Source organism: Chryseobacterium sp. MMO-72 (assembly GCF_037146035.1).
Taxonomy (GTDB): Bacteria; Bacteroidota; Bacteroidia; order Flavobacteriales; family Weeksellaceae; genus Chryseobacterium; species Chryseobacterium indicum.
In genome coordinates, this window is the sequence record NZ_JBBCWG010000002.1 from 138,485 (window position 1) to 155,592 (window position 17,108).

A 17,108-nucleotide genomic window follows, 5' to 3' on the forward strand; every position below is an offset into this window, starting at 1 on the left:
TTATTTCAAAATAACAGCAGAGTTTTTTTTAAAATACAGTTTATGAAATATAAATTACTCCTCTTTTTATTGGCGGGAATTCTTGCCAATGCACAGATCAACCGTTTTTTCTATGATTATAAATTCATTCCCGATTTCAATAATAAGGAAGACGTGAAAAGCGAAATGATGTACCTTGATATTGATAAAAACGGCTCGAATTATTACAGCAGAACAAAATTTGTTGCCGATTCCACTTCCAGAGCAGAACTGGAGAAGCAGATCAAATCATTTTCCGGAAATATCAGTGTTAACAGAAGAGAAAATCCGGGACAGGTTTCATTCAAAGTAACCAAAAGCTATCCCGATTTCAAAACATATCTTTTCAGAAGTGTTTCTTCGGATCAGTATAAAATCAGAGAAGATCAGAAACCGGAATGGAAAATTTTATCCGACAAGCAGAAAATCGGAGAATACAATACGCAGAAAGCTACCACAAGCTTTGGCGGGAGAGAATGGATTGCATGGTTTTCTACAGATATTCCTTTTCAGGACGGACCTTATAAATTCTACGGTTTACCGGGGCTGATTGTTAAAATTGAAGATACTACAGGTTCCCACATCATGACTTTGGTGGGAAATAAAAAAGTTGCCCAAGCTGCTGCTTCAGAAAAAGAACCGGAACTTCCGCAAAACATCAGGGTTTTCGGAATGGGCGGAAAAGAGCTTGAAGTAACGGAAGATCAGTTCAGAAAAGCGTGGAAAGATTATGTAAATGATCCTACTAAAAACATGAGGGAAATGATGATGAGAAATACTGATAATTCTAAGATGACTTTTAAAGTAAAAACTTCAGACGGAAAAGAAATCTCAGATCCTAATCAGGTTTTCAGGGAAATGGAAAAGAGAACAAAAGAATCTCTGGCAAAAAATAACAATCCTATTGAGCCGGATCTGGTAAAATAATAGGTTAAATATTTCTTAAACAGGGCGAAAGTAATTTTTGCCCTGTTTTGTTTTTGTTATCTTTAGAATTGCAAATCATAAAATATGACGGAAAAGGAAAAATGTGCGAAAGGACTTTTGTATAATGCCAATTACGATCAGGAACTAATTGAAGAAAGAATTAAAGTAAAAGATCTTTGTCAGGAGTACAACCTCCTGAAAAATTCTGATGCTGAAGGAAGAGCGGCACTGCTGAGAAAGATCTTAGGAAAAGTAAAACAGAACATCTGCATTGAGCCCAGTTTCTGGTGCGATTACGGATACAATATTGAAGTGGGAGAGAATTTCTATGCCAATCATAATCTGGTAATTCTGGATTGTGCAAAAGTAACTTTCGGAGATCATGTTTTTATCGGTCCCAACTGTAGTTTTTACACCGCAAATCATCCCATAGATTTTAAACAAAGAAACGAAGGGCTGGAATCTGCTCATCCCATTACAGTAGGAGATAACGTATGGTTCGGAGGAAATGTAGTGGTTCTTCCCGGAATTTCTATCGGAAATAACTCGGTGATCGGAGCGGGAAGTGTCGTAACCAAAGATATTCCGGACAATGTGGTTACAGTGGGAAATCCTTGTAAAGTAGTGAAGAATATTATGAATTAAAAATTTAAACTAAATAAAAAATATTAATGAAGAAGATCATTATTGCGTTTGCGTTGCTATTGGGAATGTTCTTTAATGCTCAAAATAAACGTTTTGTTTATGAGTACAGATTTGTTTCAGATTCTACAAAAAAAGATGTATCGATCACAGAATCCATATACCTTGATGTTTCTAAAAAAGGTTCGAAATTTTACAGCAGAGACAAATATATTTCAGATTCGTTGATCGAGGCTCAGTCGAAACATCAGAACGGAGATTTTTCCAAAATTAAGTTCGGAATGGTTCCTTATGTTGTTCAAAAATCTTATCCCGACTATAAAATTTTGTTCTTCAATCGTTTGGATATGGATGAGTACAAAGTTTCCGATGACAGGAAAATGGAATGGAAAATTTTACCGGAAAAAGAAAAAGTGGGTGAATTTAATGCACAAAAAGCAACCACGGATTTTGCAGGAAGAAAATGGACGGCTTGGTTTGTTGCCGATATTCCGATTCAGGACGGGCCGTATAAATTTCATGGATTACCGGGATTAATTGTTAAGCTGGAAGATCAGACGAACTCTCATTCTTATGTTTTAAAGGAAATTATAGATTTAAAAGATCGGGAATGGAAAAGTCAGGAAGAAAATCACAGATTCGGAGCATTGGTTCCTTTAAATCAGGAGAAATATAAAAAACAGTTTCTGGATTACCGGATTAATCCGACAAAAGGAATACGGCAGATGCTTGCCAGCGGAACCAAAATCATGATGACCGACGAAAAAGGAAATAAGCTGGATGTGGAAGACATGATTCGAGAGCGTGAGAGAAAAGTGAAAGAAGACAATGCAAAAGACAATAATCTTCTGGAACTGGATTTACTGAAATAATAATTACGGCGCGGAAACGAAGTTTCCGCGCCGTAATTTATTCTGAAATATAAAGATATATTAAGATAATTTCTGAGAATCTGCAACAAACTGCGCCAATCCGCTGTCTGTTAAAGGATGTTTCAGTAAACTCAAGATCGGAGGAAGCGGTGAGGTAATTACATCTGCTCCGATTTTAGCACAGTCGATAATGTGCATCGAATGACGGATAGAAGCTGCTAAAATTTCAGTTTCATACATATAATTATCAAAAATCAATCTGATTTCCTGAATTAAATTCAATCCGTCAGTAGAAATATCATCCAGTCTTCCAAGGAAAGGAGAAACATAAGTTGCACCCGCTTTTGCAGCCAAAAGAGCCTGTCCCGGAGAGAAAATCAGCGTACAGTTCGTTTTGATTCCTTTATCTGAAAAATATTTTAATGCTTTGATTCCGTCTTTGATCATCGGAATTTTCACCACGATATTCGGGTGGATTGCTGCCAATTCGTCCCCTTCTTTAATCATTTCTTCATACGTTGTAGAAAGAACTTCCGCAGAAATATCTCCATCTACAATTTCGCAGATAGCTTTGTAATGATTTTTAATTGCTTCAGCTCCCTGAATTCCTTCTTTAGCCATTAAAGACGGGTTAGTTGTTACCCCATCAAGAATTCCAAGATCTTTAGCTTCTTTTATTTGCTCTAAATTAGCAGTGTCAATAAAAAATTTCATTTGTTTTACAGATTTATTTTTTACAAAGATAATCATTCCTTTTTGAGTGGAAAATTAATTAAAGATGAGATTCTGCATTCAGGTAGAGTTTCTGTTAAAACAAAAGTGAATAGTAGAGAATTACGATTCCCATCTTTCGGAGGGGTGGCAAAAATTCAAAGAATTTTTGACGGGGTGGTTAAAGATTTACAGTTTTAAAATAATCACTAATTTAGTTAACAATAAAGTAGTAATGAAAAACCATTTCACCGCGAAACTCGAAATTATCGGAATTAATCCGTTTGTTTTTCTTCCTGAAGAAATTCTTGCCGCCGTATTTGAAAATTCAGACAAAAATAAAAGTCCGATTCCCGTAAAAGGAACAGTGAACGGCAAAGAATTTAAGCAGAATTTAATGAAATATAAGGGAGAATGGCGGTTGTATATTAATGTAACCATGCTAAAAGATTCACCAAAAAGAATTGGCGAAACACTTGATATTTTTATTGAATATGATGACTCCGAGAGAAAAATTTCTATGCATCCTGACTTGGAGAAAGCCATCAAAGAAAATCCTGTTGCTTTAAGAAACTTTGAAAATTTAACTTCTTCAAGAAGGTCAGAGCTGATAAAATACATCAATCATCTGAAAACTGAAAACAGCATTCAGAGAAATATTCAGAAAATCATTCAGTATCTGAAAGGAGAAACAGACTTTTTCGGCAGGAAAATTTAATAAAAAAAGATCCGAAGAAATTTTCTTCGGATCTTTCACAACTATGAATTTAAAGCTTTGCTTAACTTTACAGCATCCTGATTGGTAGGATCGTACTGTAAAGATTTGGCAATATGCTCCTTTGCTTTATCAGGATTGCTCTGCTGTTCGGAGAACGCTACGTAAAAATAGGCATATGCCAGATTTTTCTTATTCTGTTCCACCTCTTCAGGCTTTACCGTTGCAATATACTTTTCATAAGCCAGTTTTGCATTGGCATCGTCTTTCGCAGACTGATAGGCATAAGCCTGACTATAATAAGATGGCGCCCAATCCGGTACTAAAACCGAAATCTTTTTCCATGTATCAATTGCATTTGTCCAGTCTGAAGCTTCCTGATACGCTCCGGCTAATTTTGCCAAAGCTTCGGTATCTTTCGGGTTGGCTTCGATCTGTTTTTTTAGACCGTCAATCGTTGGATTTCCTGTCGACTGAGCGGTTGTTGTGGTTGTTTTTGCAGCAGTTGTACTGTCTGTCTGTGTCGTCTGTGCATTTACAAAACTTGCGGTTCCTATAAACATCAAACCTAAAAACAGGTTTTGGATATTACTTTTAATCATTTTCATAATCTTACATTTTTCAAGTTGATAACTAAAGTTCAATTATAATTCCATAAACGTCTAAATTTTAGAACCTTTAAACTTTTTTGGAAAATATTAACGGGATTCTATGTTTTTTTATCATTATTTTTGATTCGCTGTAGATTCGGTTATCTTTGTAACACAACGATCATAAGACAAATCATTCGTTATGAATATCATTTTGGCATCAACTTCCACACTCTTTGGTGGAGCATATCTGGAATATCTGAGAGAAGAATTAATCAAATTATATGAAGGAATCGAAGAAATCATTTTCGTGCCTTTCGCAAGACCGGGCGGAATTTCTCATGACGATTATACAGCAAAAGCACGTTCTTTTTTTGAAACCATAAATATTAAAGTGAAAGGTCTTCACGAATTTGAGGATAAAACACAAGCCATAAACAGCGCGAAAGCATTTTTTACAGGAGGCGGAAATACTTTTTTACTAGTAAAAACTTTACATGAAGAAGGCTTGATGAATGTTTTGAAAGAAAATGTTGAAGGCGGAAAACCTTATCTGGGATGCAGCGCAGGAAGCAATATCGGCGGACAGAATATGAAAACAACGAACGATATGCCGATTGTATATCCTCCAAGTTTTGATTGTATGGGGCTGGTTCCGTTCAATATCAATCCGCATTATCTCGATCCGAATCCTGAACTTAAACATAATGGCGAAACGAGAGAAACCAGAATTAAAGAATTTTTAACGCAGAATGACCTAAAAGTTGTCGGACTTCGTGAAGGAAACTGGATCAGAAGAATGGGCGATAAAATTACCGTTGAGGGAACCGAACTCACGAGAATCTTCGAAAAAGGGAAGGAACCTTATGAAATCGAATCCGGAACTGAACTGTAAATTTTATTTTAATTATATTTGAATTGAAGAATTTGATTTTGAATTCATATGTAAATGAAATCAGATGTTTCGCAGGTTTAGCATGATATTTATAATACTAACGGTTTTATATCAACAGTTTATTTGTAGCAGTGTCATGCTGAGCTTGTCGAAGCATATCAATTAAGCGATCAAAAGAATAAAAATCAAAGATTTTAAAAAACTATGTTGAGCTTTTTCATTTATAATGATCAGCTTTAAATAAAAGTTTAGTTCATCTTTTGTGGCTTTTGCGGTTAAATAAAAGTTTAGACAGACTTAAAAATATGCTGAAAAAATAAAGCAGATTCTTTATTTCTAAAAAGACAATAAAAAGTTTATAAAAAAACGCAATGAAAAAGACATTGGCTGTTCTTACATTATCCACGCAGATTATTTTTGCCCAAAATATTACTCAGAAACTGGATGAAGCAACCAAAAACCTGATGAATTCTTCAGGGGCAATTTCGTCTAACTTATCATTTTATGTTTCCGATGAAAACGGAAATTTTATTTATGAATATCAGGGAAATAAAGGACTTTCCACAGCTTCTACGCAGAAAATATTTACTGCCGGAGCAGCTTTGGAGATTTTAGGAAAGAACTACACGTATAAGACTACTTCATCATATTCCGGAAATATTTCTGGTGGAAACCTGAACGGAAATCTTTTCATCAGCTCAACTGGAGATCCCACATTGGGAAGTTGGAGGTATGAAGCGTATAAACCCGAAATTTTTAAGCAGAAATTAATTGATGCCATAAAAAAGTCCGGGATTAAAAAAATTTCGGGAGATCTTGTGATCGACGATTCTTACTTTGATCATCAGACGATTCCGGGAGGATGGCCATGGAATGATCTTGGAAATTACTATGGAGCCGGAGTTTGGGGGATCAACTGGCGCGAAAACCAGTTCGATATCAACATCAACGGAAATGAATTCAAAAGCTTCTCTTATCCGCTTGAAGGAGTTAACTGGCTGAATGATCTTAAAGTGGGCGGAAGTTCAGATCAGAGTCTGATTTTTACGGCGCCGCATTCTGACGTTGCGCTGATTAACGGAACTTTACCCGCCAAAACGGTTATGGTTTCCGGTTCGGTTCCCAATCCGCCTTTGCAGCTTGGAGCAGAAGTGAAGCAATGGCTAAAAGATTCGGGAATTGATTTTTCGGGGAAAGTGGTTACCAATTCCCAACTGGAAATTGAAGGGAAAAAGGCATTGCAGGCTCCAAAAAATAATATTATTCTTACCTACGAATCGCCGACTTTGGATAAAATTATTTACTGGTTTCTGAGAAAAAGCATTAATTTTTATGGAGAAACTTTAATAAAAACGTTAGGAAAAGAGAAAAAAGGCGATCCAAGTTTTAAAAGCGGAGTGGCTTATTTAAAAGAATTCTGGAAATCAAAGGGAATCAACCCGAATATGATTAATTTTGCAGACGGAAGCGGACTTTCTCCGCAAAATTATGTTGCCGCAAAAGCAGAAGTTCAGGCTTTGCTGTACGCCAGAAAACAGCCTTGGTTTGAATCTTATTATGATGGTTTTCCAACGCACGATAACGGTATGAAAATGAAAAGCGGAACGATGAGCGATACCAAATCTTACGCAGGATACCACACCTCAAAAGACGGAAAAAAATATGTTTTCTCCATTATCATCAACAATTATGAAGGAAACGGAAGCACAGAACTGCAGAAAATCCTGAATGTTTTAAAATAAATTTGCCTTGAAGAAATCCATATTTGCGAGACTTAACAACTGGATTATTTTTACGCTGATGACGATTGTTGTCTTAACAATTGTTATTGCTTCTACGATCCTTTTTAATTTCCTCCGAAAAGAAGAAGTAAAAAGGGTAGATATTTTAGTCACTGCACTGAAATTTCAGCAGGAAGTGAAGGTTCCGAGTCTGGAAATTCAGGCTTTGCTGCTGCAGATTTACAGTTCCAATACCACGATTCCGGTAATTATTCTCGATAAGAACGGACAGATTATTGAGCATAAAAATATTCCGCAGGATATTGAAAATAATTCTGCTGAAATTGTTGCTTTGGCTAATAAAATGGCTAAAAATTATCCGCCAATAGAAATAAAAGTTCCCAATGCCAACAATCAGTTTGTATACTATGATAATTCCGAATTGCTTAATAATCTTCGGTATTCTCCTTATATTTTAGGCTTTTTCATTCTGTGTTATTTTCTTTTTTCATTCTGGTTTTTAAGGACGATTAAAAAAACGGATGAAGGCTATCTTTGGGCAGGTCTGGCTAAAGAAACTGCACACCAGATCGGAACTCCATTATCTTCCATGATCGGCTGGATGGAAATTATGAAGCTGGATACTCCGGATTCCGAAGGCGTTCATGAAATTGAAAAAGATATTGAAAGATTAAGAACGATTTCCGAGAGGTTTTCGAAGATTGGTTCTGTTCCGGAACTGAATGATAGGGATTTCAACGCGACCATTCAGGAGAATTATGATTATCTGAAAACAAGAATTTCAAGAAAGATCAATTTTGGACTTCATCTTCCCAATTATACAATTTTGGTTCCCCATAATAAAATCCTGATGAGCTGGGTGATTGAAAATCTGGTTAAAAATGCAGTGGATGCGATGAAAGGAGAGGGTTCTATTTCTATGTCTGTTTTGGAAAGAAATAAAAATATTGTTGTGGAAGTTCAGGATACGGGAAGCGGAATGACGAAACAACAGGCAAGAAATGCGTTTAAGCCGGGTTATTCCACCAAAAAACGAGGTTGGGGATTGGGATTGTCTCTTGCAAAAAGAGTGATTCAGGAATATCACAACGGAGATATTAAAATTTCCCAGACGGAAATAGGAAAGGGAACGACTTTTAGGATTACGATTAAGAAAGGGTAAATTGTTTTAGGAATGTGCTGTGTAAAGTTTGTCATTCCGGAGGAATCTAAGCTGTGAAATTTATATTTTGATTTTTGTTAACTGACAATTTTTTATTGAATATTTATAAGGAGCGACCTGAATTTTAGCCCTGATTGAAGCTTTGTCTGAGCTCATTTTGTGTATTTTGGTTTGGGGCGGCTTCGCCGCCGCAAACCAAAATACACAAAATAGCGAGTGCGGAAAGCAGGAAAAAGCTCCTAAAAATTATCCATTATTTACAGCATTTACAAAGACTTCGACAAACTCATTCTGACAGGATTTCAAAATAACAATTGGGATTAGCAATGTCAAAAAGCATCTGTTTACTCAAAGAACTTATGGGTTCACATTGACAATAAAAAAAGCGGAGAAAATTCCCCGCTTGATTACTAAGTCCTAATTTTAATCTTAGCTGCATTTATTTTTTTCCGGTTAACCACTGATCCTGTAATTTTTGTTCAGTGGCTGTTGGATTAGATTTGAACTGAAGCGTTTCGATCGTCATTTTATCCAGAATTGCTTTCCCTTTAAGATCGATTTTTTCTGTTTTGTCACCATTTTTTCTTAAAACGGTTACCGTTACATTTTGTCCTTCCTTTACAGATTTCGCATACTCCACAAACGACTGGATATTCTGAACATTGATGGTTTTTCCGTCGAGAGCAACGATTTTATCAGTGATTTTAAATCCGATGCTTTTTGAGAAAGGAGACAGGGCAGAACTTTCGTCGAATACAAAAGCATTATCTTTATCATCAAAACCGGTCTGTTGAGGATCTTTAATGAACCAGAAAATTGGCGGAGTTTCCTGTTTTTTTGCTTCTACACCTACAAGACTCAGATATTGTGCATAAGGAGTCGGCTGATCTCCCGCAATGTATTTGTTGTAGAAGTCTTTTACCTGAGGATACCCTGTAACTGTTACCAGTTCGTCAATCAGTTTATCGTCTTTAAACGGTTTGTTTTCGCCAAATCGCTGCGACAGTTTTCTGATCATGTCACGATAGCCCATTTCTCCGTTGGACAGCTTTCTCAATTCGATATCAAGACACATCGCAAGAAGCGCTCCTTTTTCGTAAACGTTTCTGTATTGGTCTTTATACTCGTCCTTCAGAACATTTTTACTCATTACCGTAAAAGGCATGGTATCATTATAGTTTTTGGAGTTGGCAATTTTTTCGCTCATTCTCTGAAGGAATTCATCTTTTGTGATCAGACCTTCCTGAATCTGGAATAAATTCGCAAAATATTCCGTTCCGCCTTCATACATCCATAAATGCTGAGACATTTTCGGATCTGCATAATCGAAATAATGAATTTCTTCCGAATGCGTTTTCAAAGGATTTACCGTGTGGAAAAACTCATGAGAAACAACATCTGTAATGGTTTTGTCAATCGCATCTTTCGGCATCATTTCAGGCAGGACAACACTTGTTGATTCGTGGTGTTCCAAAGCTCCGAAACCTTTGATATGCGGTTCTTCCATCCCCGAAAGATAAAGCATGATCGCATATTTTTTGTTGGTGTTCATATCACCTAAGAATTTCTTTTGTGCAATCACCGTTTTTTCAAGATTTTCTTTGAAATCAGCAGCTTTGTATTTTCCTGTCGGAGAATAAACGCCTAAAACAAGATCCATTCCTCCTGCATTAAACGTCACATAATCCGGTTTTGTGTACATTAACGGAGAATCGGTCACTTTTGCGTAATTGGCTAAAGTATAGGTATCTGTAGATTCAGATTTATCCTGATCTACCAAAGCGGTTGTTCCGTAGAAATCTGTCGGTTTCTGGATAACCAACTGATAAGGAACATCCTGCATATTATCGATGTAACCTATAAAACCGTGGGTATTGATTAAATAAACTTTTCCGGTTTCAATATCTGTTCCCGAAGGTGAAAATACCGCTTTGTGTTTGGAATCGTCCATTTCTTCATCAAAACTGTCATTCACCAGATAGGTTACTTTGCTTAAATTCTGAGCGTTTTTCAGAGCGTAAGTGTTGTCATTTACTTTTGTGAAAGCAATTTCTTTTCCTTTGTTATCTAAAAATTTAATTCCTTCTACAAATCTTCCGTAATCGTCTACAGAATAAGTTCCCGGAACGGTTTTAGGAAAATGAAACTTCACGTCACCGGATTTCATTTTTGGGAATTCCATCGTTACGGCAACCTTATCGTCTTTTACATTTACCAGATCTATCGTAGTTTTTATAGACTGTGCATTTACAAAAAACGCAGCCAGTAATCCTAAACTTAGTGCTATTTTTTTCATTGAGTTCAAATTATATTCAAGTAGTTGATGAAAAACTGATTTTGTTACTTTAAAAGTTTTAAATTTTTGTTAAAATTTAAAGAGCTTCATTAATTTAATACTGAATTGCGGTTAAATCAAACAAAAAAGCAAAACCGAAAAACGATTTTGCTTCTATGATTAAGTTTTACTGTACCTTTTTATAATCGATATAATAATTTTCATTAAACTGTACCGGAGTTCCTTTTTTAAGTTTTACAGTCTGCCATTGCTCGGTTGGATTAATGGTAATTGCGTCAACAATAATAGGCAGTTTTAAATTCTTCACAACGTTGGTGTAGCGGAATTTCAGTTCTTCGCCTTTCTGAGAATATTCCAGTGTCGGAATTTTTGTGGTTCTCAGATACTGATTGAAAACACTTGAAAAATCGATTCCGGATTTCTTTGAAATGTAATTTTCAATCTGTTGTGTTGTTACCGTCTGATGATAAAAATCTTTATTGATTCCTCTTAAAATTTCTCTGAATTTTGCATCGTTATTGATGACCTGACGAATCGTGTGAAGCATACTTGCACCTTTCGGGTACATATCGCCGCTTCCTTCATTTCTTACGCCGTATTTCCCGATAATCGGGACATCATTTCTAATACCGTTTCGGATTCCCACCGCATAAAGTTCTGCAGATTTTTTATCCATATATCTTTCTGTAAAAAGTACTTCGGAATAGTTTGTGAAACTTTCGTGAATCCACATATCTGCCTGATCTTTTGCCGTAATATTATTCGCAAACCACTCATGTCCGCTTTCGTGAATAATGATGAAGTCCCAGTTCAGACCAACTCCGGTACCAGAAAGGTCTCTTCCAAGATAACCGTTCTGGTAACCGTTTCCGTAAGCAACATTGCTTTGATGTTCCATTCCCAAATAAGGCGAATCTACAAGCTTGTAAGAATCTTCATAGAAAGGATAGGGTCCAAACCAGTATTCAAACGCAGAAAGCATCGGTTTTACCTGCTGAAACTGTTTTTTTGCTTTGTCTAAATTATAATCAATTACCCAGTAATCCAGATCCAGTTTCCCTTTTTCTCCGGTAAAAGTGTCTTTGAAATTCACATATTTTCCAATATTCGGAATGATAGAGTAGGCGTTAATCGGGTTTTTTACTTCCCATGTGTAAGACATTTTATCGCCTTCTGCTTTTTTACTGATTAATCTTCCGTTTCCAACTCCCACTAAATCTTTTGGAGTAATAATTTTCATCACAACGCCATTGTCAGGTTCATCGTCCCAGATATCTTTGGTAGGAAGCCAGATAGAAGCTCCGATTCCTTCGTCGGCAACGCTCATCCACGGATTTCCGTTTTCATCTTTGGTGAAAACCCAGCCTCCGTCCCAAGGCGCACGTTTTGCGATGGTGGGATTTCCGGAATAGGTTACATCAATGATATATTTTTCTCCTTTTTTGAAGCTTTTATTGGTTTTGATCCAGATAAAATCGCCATCCTGTTTATATTCTGCCACTGGAAAACTGGCTTCCACTTTGTCCGCTTTCATTGGCTGCTGCAGATCAATCTGAAACGTAGGATTTGTAACGTCTTTAATGATCTCAAAACTGATCTTGTTGTTTCCTTTAATGCTTTTCTGGGCAAAATCCGGCTCTACGGAAAGGTCATATTTTTTGACGTCCCAAAAATTTCGGAATTGTGTATTGGAACCTTTTAAGGTATCCTGTTTTGTGAAAACCTTATCTTTCTCGAAAAACTGTCCGAAAGAAAAACTTGCCGCAAACAAAAGCGTATATGAAAGTTTTTTCATCTGAATTAAATTATAATGGCTAAAATATAAATTAATAAACGTAAAATAAAGTGGATATTAATGATTATGATCCTCATAATTAGACGAAGCAAATAAAACTTTGTTACATTCTTTGAATTTATTATTTGGTAATCAGTTGTTTATGTAATGAAATTCCCCTCCTTTGGAGGGGTGGCAAAAATTCTTTAGAATTTTTGACGGGGTGGTTAAAAAAAACACAATCCGCAAAAGACTTATTATCAATATTTTCAGAAACAATTCTTTTCCACACAAAAATCCTAGCCGCGATTGCAGCAATTGTCTGAGCTCATTTTCAAGGTTCAGTTTTTGCGGCGGCGAAGCCGCCGCAAAAACTGAACCTTGAAAATAGCGAGTGCGGAAAGCGCGATAAAGCTCCTGAAAAAGAAAAATCCCGCAGAAAATCTACGGGACTATATTTTGAATGGATAAAAATTATTTCTGAACTGCAGGTAAATTTCCAGCCGCTTTCTGAACTTTCTTATAGGTATACGAACACATGATGATACTGAATTCGTACAGTAAAAGCAGTGGAAATGCTGCCATCAACATACTTAAAACGTCTGCCGGAGTGATAATTGCTGCAACCACCATGATTAAAACAATCGCATGACGACGGTATGTTTTCATAAATGCTGGAGTAAGAATTCCGATGGTGGTAAGGAAATAAATAAGAACGGGAAAAAGAAAAATTACCCCCATTCCTAAAACTACCTGTAAAAACAGAGTCGTATAATCGCTTAAATCGTAAAGCGGAATAATGATATTGGAAATTTTAAAAATAACCCCGAAATTAACCGCAAAAGGAAGGATTAAATAATATCCGCATAAAACGCCCGTCATGAATAAAATCCAAACCGAATTGATGATAAAGATTGAATTTTTTCTTTCATTTGGATGAAGAGCCGGACTGATGAATCTCCAAAGTTCCCATACAATATAAGGAAAAGCCAAAACTATTCCTCCAAAAATGGAAACTGCCATCATCACATTAAACTGCTGGTAAAGTTTGCTTGCACGAACCGGAAAATCTTTCGGAAGGTGAATGCTGTCTTCGCCCAAAATCATTTTAGAAAAATGATTCACAATCTCAAAGGTCGCAAAATCGTTTCGGGTAGGACCAAAGAAAACGTGATCCATAATCCAGTTGATATTGAAACCGATAATAACTGCAGCAACTATAATAGCAAGAATTGAACGAATGAGATGACCTCTTAGTTCACCAATATGTCCCCAAAAAGACATGTCTTTTGCATCACTCACAGGATAATTTTTTTTAAGATTTCAAATTTAGGGAAAAAGTTTCAGTAAAAAGAGATGTTTCATTTTTTTAAATGCAGATGCGTGTTTATTATGAAAAAAATTAAATCTTTTCACGTATACATTCTGATTAATTAATTCCTTCATCCAGCAATTTATGCAGATCGATAATCCCGAAATATTTTCCGTTTTCCGTTACCACAAGCTGTCCGATATTATTGTCCTTTAATATTTTCATGGCTTCTTTAGCCAAAGCGTTTCTCTCGATGGTTTTGGGATGCGCAGACATGATGTCTTTTGCCAGAACTTTCGCAATATCATCGCCTTTTAAAAGCATTCTCCTCAAATCTCCATCGGTAATGACTCCGATAATTTCATCATTATTCGTTACAACTGTGATTCCGTGTCGGGAACCGCTGATGGAGATGATAACATCTTTTACTGTATCATTTTCAGTAACCTGAGGTTTTTGAGATGAAAGAAAATCATCTACTTTCGAAATTAAATTTTTACCCAGACTTCCTCCCGGATGAAATTTAGCAAAATCATTTGCTTTAAAATCATTCATTTCCATTAAAGCAATCGCCAAAGCATCTCCCAAAGCCATTTGCAGAGTGGTTGAACTGGTAGGCGCGAGTTTATTCGGGCACGCTTCCTTTTCTACATGAGTATTTAAAATAATTTCTGAAAATTCGGCAAGTTTGCTGGATTTATTTCCGGTCATTCCTATTAAGGCAGAAGAATAATCTTTCAGATAAGGAACCAGATTCACGATTTCCGGTGAATTTCCGGAATTTGAAATACATAAAACGACATCCTGTTTCTGAATAACGCCCAAATCTCCGTGGATGGCTTCCGAAGCATGTAAAAACTGAGAAGGGGTTCCTGTAGAGTTCAGGGTAGCGACAATTTTATTTCCAACGTGTGCCGATTTGCCGATTCCCACCACGATAAGTTTTCCCTTGGCAGAATGAATAATTTCTACGGCTTTTGCAAAATCGTCATTAATTCTGGATTTAAGTTTTTCAAGTTCTGAAATTTCTATTTCTAAAGTGCTTTTTGCGATTGAAATAATATCGGCTCTTTCCATTTTTCTTTTTACGGCGTATACAAAAAATCTCTTAAAAAGCGTTATATTTTTAAAAGAATATTTAATATAAATTTTATTTTTTATAAATTCGTTCGCTTTTATTTTAAGCGAAAAATTCATATCTTTGGGTTAGATGCAAATTTAGCAATAGAAAATTAGATGAGCGCAAAAAAAGCCAATTTATCAGGCGAATTGAAAAAATATTTCGGGTTTTCTACTTTTAAGGGACAGCAAGAGCAGATCATAGAAAACCTTTTGAAAGGGAAGGATATATTTGTTCTGATGCCTACAGGAGGAGGAAAATCCTTATGTTATCAGCTTCCGGCTCTTATTTCGGAAGGTACGGCAATCGTGGTTTCTCCGCTTATAGCGTTGATGAAAAATCAGGTAGATGCTGTGAACGGGCTTTCATCTGACGATGGAGTAGCACACGTTTTAAATTCATCATTAAACAAAACGCAGACCAAACAGGTTTTCGACGATATTAAAAATGGCAAGACCAAACTTTTATACGTTGCTCCGGAATCATTAATTAAGGAAGAATATTTAGATTTTCTGAAAGATGTAAAAATATCTTTCTTTGCGATTGATGAAGCACACTGTATTTCAGAGTGGGGACACGATTTCAGACCGGAATATCGAAACCTGAAATCCATTATCGATAAAATTGCTGATGTTCCGGTGATAGCACTTACCGCAACAGCTACACCAAAAGTTCAGGACGACATTCAGAAAACTCTTGGGATGACGAATGCTTTGGTCTTTAAAGAAAGTTTCAACAGACCGAATCTTTACTATGAAGTACAGCCAAAAGTAAACGTAGACAAGGAAATTGTAAAATTTATCAGTCAGAATAAAGGGAAATCCGGAATTGTTTACTGTCTGAGCCGAAGAAAAGTTGAAGAATTTGCACAGCTTCTTCAGGTAAATGGCGTAAATGCATTGCCTTATCATGCAGGACTGGATCAGAAAATAAGGGTAGCCAACCAGGACAAATTTCTGATGGAGGAAGTGGATGTGATTGTGGCAACTATTGCTTTCGGGATGGGAATCGATAAGCCGGATGTACGTTTTGTAATTCATTACGATTTCCCGAAATCTCTGGAAAGTTATTATCAGGAAACTGGTCGTGCAGGTCGTGACGGAGGAGAAGGTCATTGTCTCGCGTTCTACGATCCTAAAGATATTGAAAAACTGGAGAAATTTCTTGCGCAGAAGCCTGTTTCCGAAAGAGAAATCGGATTACAGCTTCTCAATGAAGTGGTTGGATACGCTGAAACTTCAATGAGCAGAAGACAGTATATTCTGTATTATTTTGGAGAAAATTTTGATCCGATCAATGGTGACGGCGCAAAAATGTGCGATAATTCATCGAATCCTCCAAAATTAAAAGATGCAACAGACGATCTTAAAAAAGTTCTGGAGCTTATTAATGATACCGGAGAAAAATTCAAAGCTAAAGATCTGATTTCGGTCATCGCAGGAAAAGAAACTGCGGTTACTAAGTCTTACAAACTGGAACAGACTTCTTATTTCGGTTTTGGAAAAGAAGAAAAAGACAACCACTGGAAAACAATTTTAAGACAGGCAACAGTTCAGAATTTTTTACAGAAAGATATTGAAACCTACGGCGTTTTAAAAATTGCTGAAAAGGGAAGACTGGTTCTTGACGGAAAACTGGAACATTCTTTCTTAATTGCAGAAGACAGAGAGTTTGATTTAACGCAGACAAAAGCAGAAAGCGATCAGGTTCAGATGCAGTCCGGAGGCGGTCTGGATCAGAATTTATTCAATCAGCTTAAAGAGTTAAGAAAAAAAGTTGCCAAAAAACACGGAATTCCACCTTACACGGTGTTTATGGATCCGAGTTTGGAAGATATGACGGTTCAGTATCCTATTACGGTGGAAGAAATCACCAAAATCTACGGAGTTGGGGAAGGGAAAGCCAAGAAATACGGTAAAGAATTCGCAGATTTCATCAGTAAATATGTAGAAGACAACAATATCGAGCGAACTCAGGATATGGTTCTGAAACAGGTGGCAAACAAATCCAGTCACAAAGTTTTCATCATTCAGAGTACCGATAAAAAGATTGACCTTGAAGACATTGCAAGAGCCAAAAATCTTTCGATGGACGAATTGCTGAAGGAAATGGAGCGTATTGTTTATCAGGGAACCAAACTGAATATCGATTATTATATTGAAGATAATTTTGATGAAGATATTGTTGACGGTTTCATGGAATTCATGAATGAATCTGAAAGCGACAGCATGAAAGTTCTGCTTGATGAATTCGGAGACGAACTTTCGGATGAAGAGGTGAGGATGTTGAGAATAAAATTCATCAGCGATGTTGCCAACTAAATTTACTTTAA

At 36.4% G+C, this 17,108-nt stretch carries 14 protein-coding genes; 8 read left to right on the top strand and 6 right to left on the bottom strand.

Annotated features, from left to right (window positions below):
* Positions 1 to 42 precede the first annotated feature (42 nt).
* The 3 genes from WFH39_RS03140 (at position 43) to WFH39_RS03150 (ending at position 2,459) form a co-directional block, all read left to right on the top strand.
* The gene (locus tag WFH39_RS03140; protein ID WP_336688777.1) at positions 43 to 945 is read left to right on the top strand and encodes a GLPGLI family protein; all 903 of its coding nucleotides are present in this window, start codon (positions 43 to 45) and stop codon (positions 943 to 945) included.
* 84 nt (positions 946 to 1,029) lie between these two features.
* On the top strand, positions 1,030 to 1,590 hold the full coding sequence (locus tag WFH39_RS03145; RefSeq protein WP_336688778.1) for a sugar O-acetyltransferase: 561 nt from the start codon (positions 1,030 to 1,032) through the stop codon (positions 1,588 to 1,590).
* A gap of 26 nt (positions 1,591 to 1,616) precedes the next feature.
* Positions 1,617 to 2,459, top strand: coding sequence for a GLPGLI family protein (locus WFH39_RS03150; protein ID WP_336688779.1), 843 nt, complete (start codon positions 1,617 to 1,619; stop codon positions 2,457 to 2,459).
* 60 nt (positions 2,460 to 2,519) lie between these two features.
* On the opposite strand, the gene fsa is transcribed toward WFH39_RS03150, so the two are convergent.
* Complete coding sequence (gene fsa / locus WFH39_RS03155) at positions 2,520 to 3,173, bottom strand: fructose-6-phosphate aldolase (protein WP_076389923.1); 654 nt, start codon at positions 3,171 to 3,173, stop codon at positions 2,520 to 2,522.
* 232 nt (positions 3,174 to 3,405) lie between these two features.
* On the opposite strand from fsa, the gene WFH39_RS03160 reads away from it, so the two are divergent.
* Positions 3,406 to 3,888: a YdeI/OmpD-associated family protein gene (locus WFH39_RS03160; RefSeq protein ID WP_336688780.1), complete on the top strand. Its 483-nt coding sequence runs from the start codon at positions 3,406 to 3,408 to the stop codon at positions 3,886 to 3,888.
* A 41-nt stretch (positions 3,889 to 3,929) separates the two neighbouring features.
* Here WFH39_RS03160 and WFH39_RS03165 read toward each other — a convergent pair whose 3' ends face one another.
* Complete coding sequence (locus WFH39_RS03165) at positions 3,930 to 4,493, bottom strand: hypothetical protein (RefSeq protein WP_336688781.1); 564 nt, start codon at positions 4,491 to 4,493, stop codon at positions 3,930 to 3,932.
* A gap of 184 nt (positions 4,494 to 4,677) precedes the next feature.
* Here WFH39_RS03165 and pepE point away from each other — a divergent pair, with 184 nt between their 5' ends.
* The 3 genes from pepE to WFH39_RS03180 all read left to right on the top strand — a co-directional run bounded on the left by pepE (position 4,678) and on the right by WFH39_RS03180 (position 8,274).
* Complete coding sequence (gene pepE / locus WFH39_RS03170; protein WP_336688782.1) at positions 4,678 to 5,370, top strand: dipeptidase PepE; 693 nt, start codon at positions 4,678 to 4,680, stop codon at positions 5,368 to 5,370.
* A 371-nt stretch (positions 5,371 to 5,741) separates the two neighbouring features.
* Entirely contained in the window at positions 5,742 to 7,112 is a 1,371-nt protein-coding gene (dacB, locus tag WFH39_RS03175; protein WP_214589965.1) for a D-alanyl-D-alanine carboxypeptidase/D-alanyl-D-alanine endopeptidase, read from the top strand.
* Positions 7,113 to 7,119: 7 nt separating this feature from the next.
* Entirely contained in the window at positions 7,120 to 8,274 is a 1,155-nt protein-coding gene (locus tag WFH39_RS03180; RefSeq protein ID WP_250902156.1) for a sensor histidine kinase, read from the top strand.
* 439 nt (positions 8,275 to 8,713) lie between these two features.
* Here the strand turns inward: WFH39_RS03180 and WFH39_RS03185 are convergent, their stop codons facing one another.
* The 4 genes from WFH39_RS03185 to WFH39_RS03200 all read right to left on the bottom strand — a co-directional run bounded on the left by WFH39_RS03185 (position 8,714) and on the right by WFH39_RS03200 (position 14,733).
* Positions 8,714 to 10,570 (bottom strand): M61 family metallopeptidase, encoded by a 1,857-nt coding sequence (locus tag WFH39_RS03185; RefSeq protein WP_214589964.1) that lies wholly within the window; start codon positions 10,568 to 10,570, stop codon positions 8,714 to 8,716.
* A gap of 166 nt (positions 10,571 to 10,736) precedes the next feature.
* A complete protein-coding gene (locus WFH39_RS03190) occupies positions 10,737 to 12,365 on the bottom strand; it encodes a M1 family metallopeptidase (protein ID WP_214589963.1) in 1,629 nt (542 codons plus the stop codon).
* A gap of 453 nt (positions 12,366 to 12,818) precedes the next feature.
* Positions 12,819 to 13,646, bottom strand: coding sequence for a twin-arginine translocase subunit TatC (gene tatC / locus WFH39_RS03195; RefSeq protein WP_336688783.1), 828 nt, complete (start codon positions 13,644 to 13,646; stop codon positions 12,819 to 12,821).
* A 127-nt stretch (positions 13,647 to 13,773) separates the two neighbouring features.
* Positions 13,774 to 14,733, bottom strand: coding sequence for a KpsF/GutQ family sugar-phosphate isomerase (locus tag WFH39_RS03200; protein ID WP_336688784.1), 960 nt, complete (start codon positions 14,731 to 14,733; stop codon positions 13,774 to 13,776).
* Positions 14,734 to 14,892: 159 nt separating this feature from the next.
* On the opposite strand from WFH39_RS03200, the gene recQ reads away from it, so the two are divergent.
* Entirely contained in the window at positions 14,893 to 17,097 is a 2,205-nt protein-coding gene (gene recQ / locus WFH39_RS03205) for a DNA helicase RecQ (protein ID WP_336688785.1), read from the top strand.
* Positions 17,098 to 17,108 lie beyond the last annotated feature (11 nt).

Coding starts and splice junctions, on each gene's coding strand:
- WFH39_RS03140 (WP_336688777.1), top strand. CDS start 43: ATGAAATATAAATTACTCCTCTTTTTATTGGCGGGAATTCTTGCCAAT.
- WFH39_RS03145 (WP_336688778.1), top strand. CDS start 1,030: ATGACGGAAAAGGAAAAATGTGCGAAAGGACTTTTGTATAATGCCAAT.
- WFH39_RS03150 (WP_336688779.1), top strand. CDS start 1,617: ATGAAGAAGATCATTATTGCGTTTGCGTTGCTATTGGGAATGTTCTTT.
- fsa (WP_076389923.1), bottom strand. CDS start 3,173: ATGAAATTTTTTATTGACACTGCTAATTTAGAGCAAATAAAAGAAGCT.
- WFH39_RS03160 (WP_336688780.1), top strand. CDS start 3,406: ATGAAAAACCATTTCACCGCGAAACTCGAAATTATCGGAATTAATCCG.
- WFH39_RS03165 (WP_336688781.1), bottom strand. CDS start 4,493: ATGAAAATGATTAAAAGTAATATCCAAAACCTGTTTTTAGGTTTGATG.
- pepE (WP_336688782.1), top strand. CDS start 4,678: ATGAATATCATTTTGGCATCAACTTCCACACTCTTTGGTGGAGCATAT.
- dacB (WP_214589965.1), top strand. CDS start 5,742: ATGAAAAAGACATTGGCTGTTCTTACATTATCCACGCAGATTATTTTT.
- WFH39_RS03185 (WP_214589964.1), bottom strand. CDS start 10,570: ATGAAAAAAATAGCACTAAGTTTAGGATTACTGGCTGCGTTTTTTGTA.
- WFH39_RS03190 (WP_214589963.1), bottom strand. CDS start 12,365: ATGAAAAAACTTTCATATACGCTTTTGTTTGCGGCAAGTTTTTCTTTC.
- WFH39_RS03200 (WP_336688784.1), bottom strand. CDS start 14,733: ATGGAAAGAGCCGATATTATTTCAATCGCAAAAAGCACTTTAGAAATA.
- recQ (WP_336688785.1), top strand. CDS start 14,893: ATGAGCGCAAAAAAAGCCAATTTATCAGGCGAATTGAAAAAATATTTC.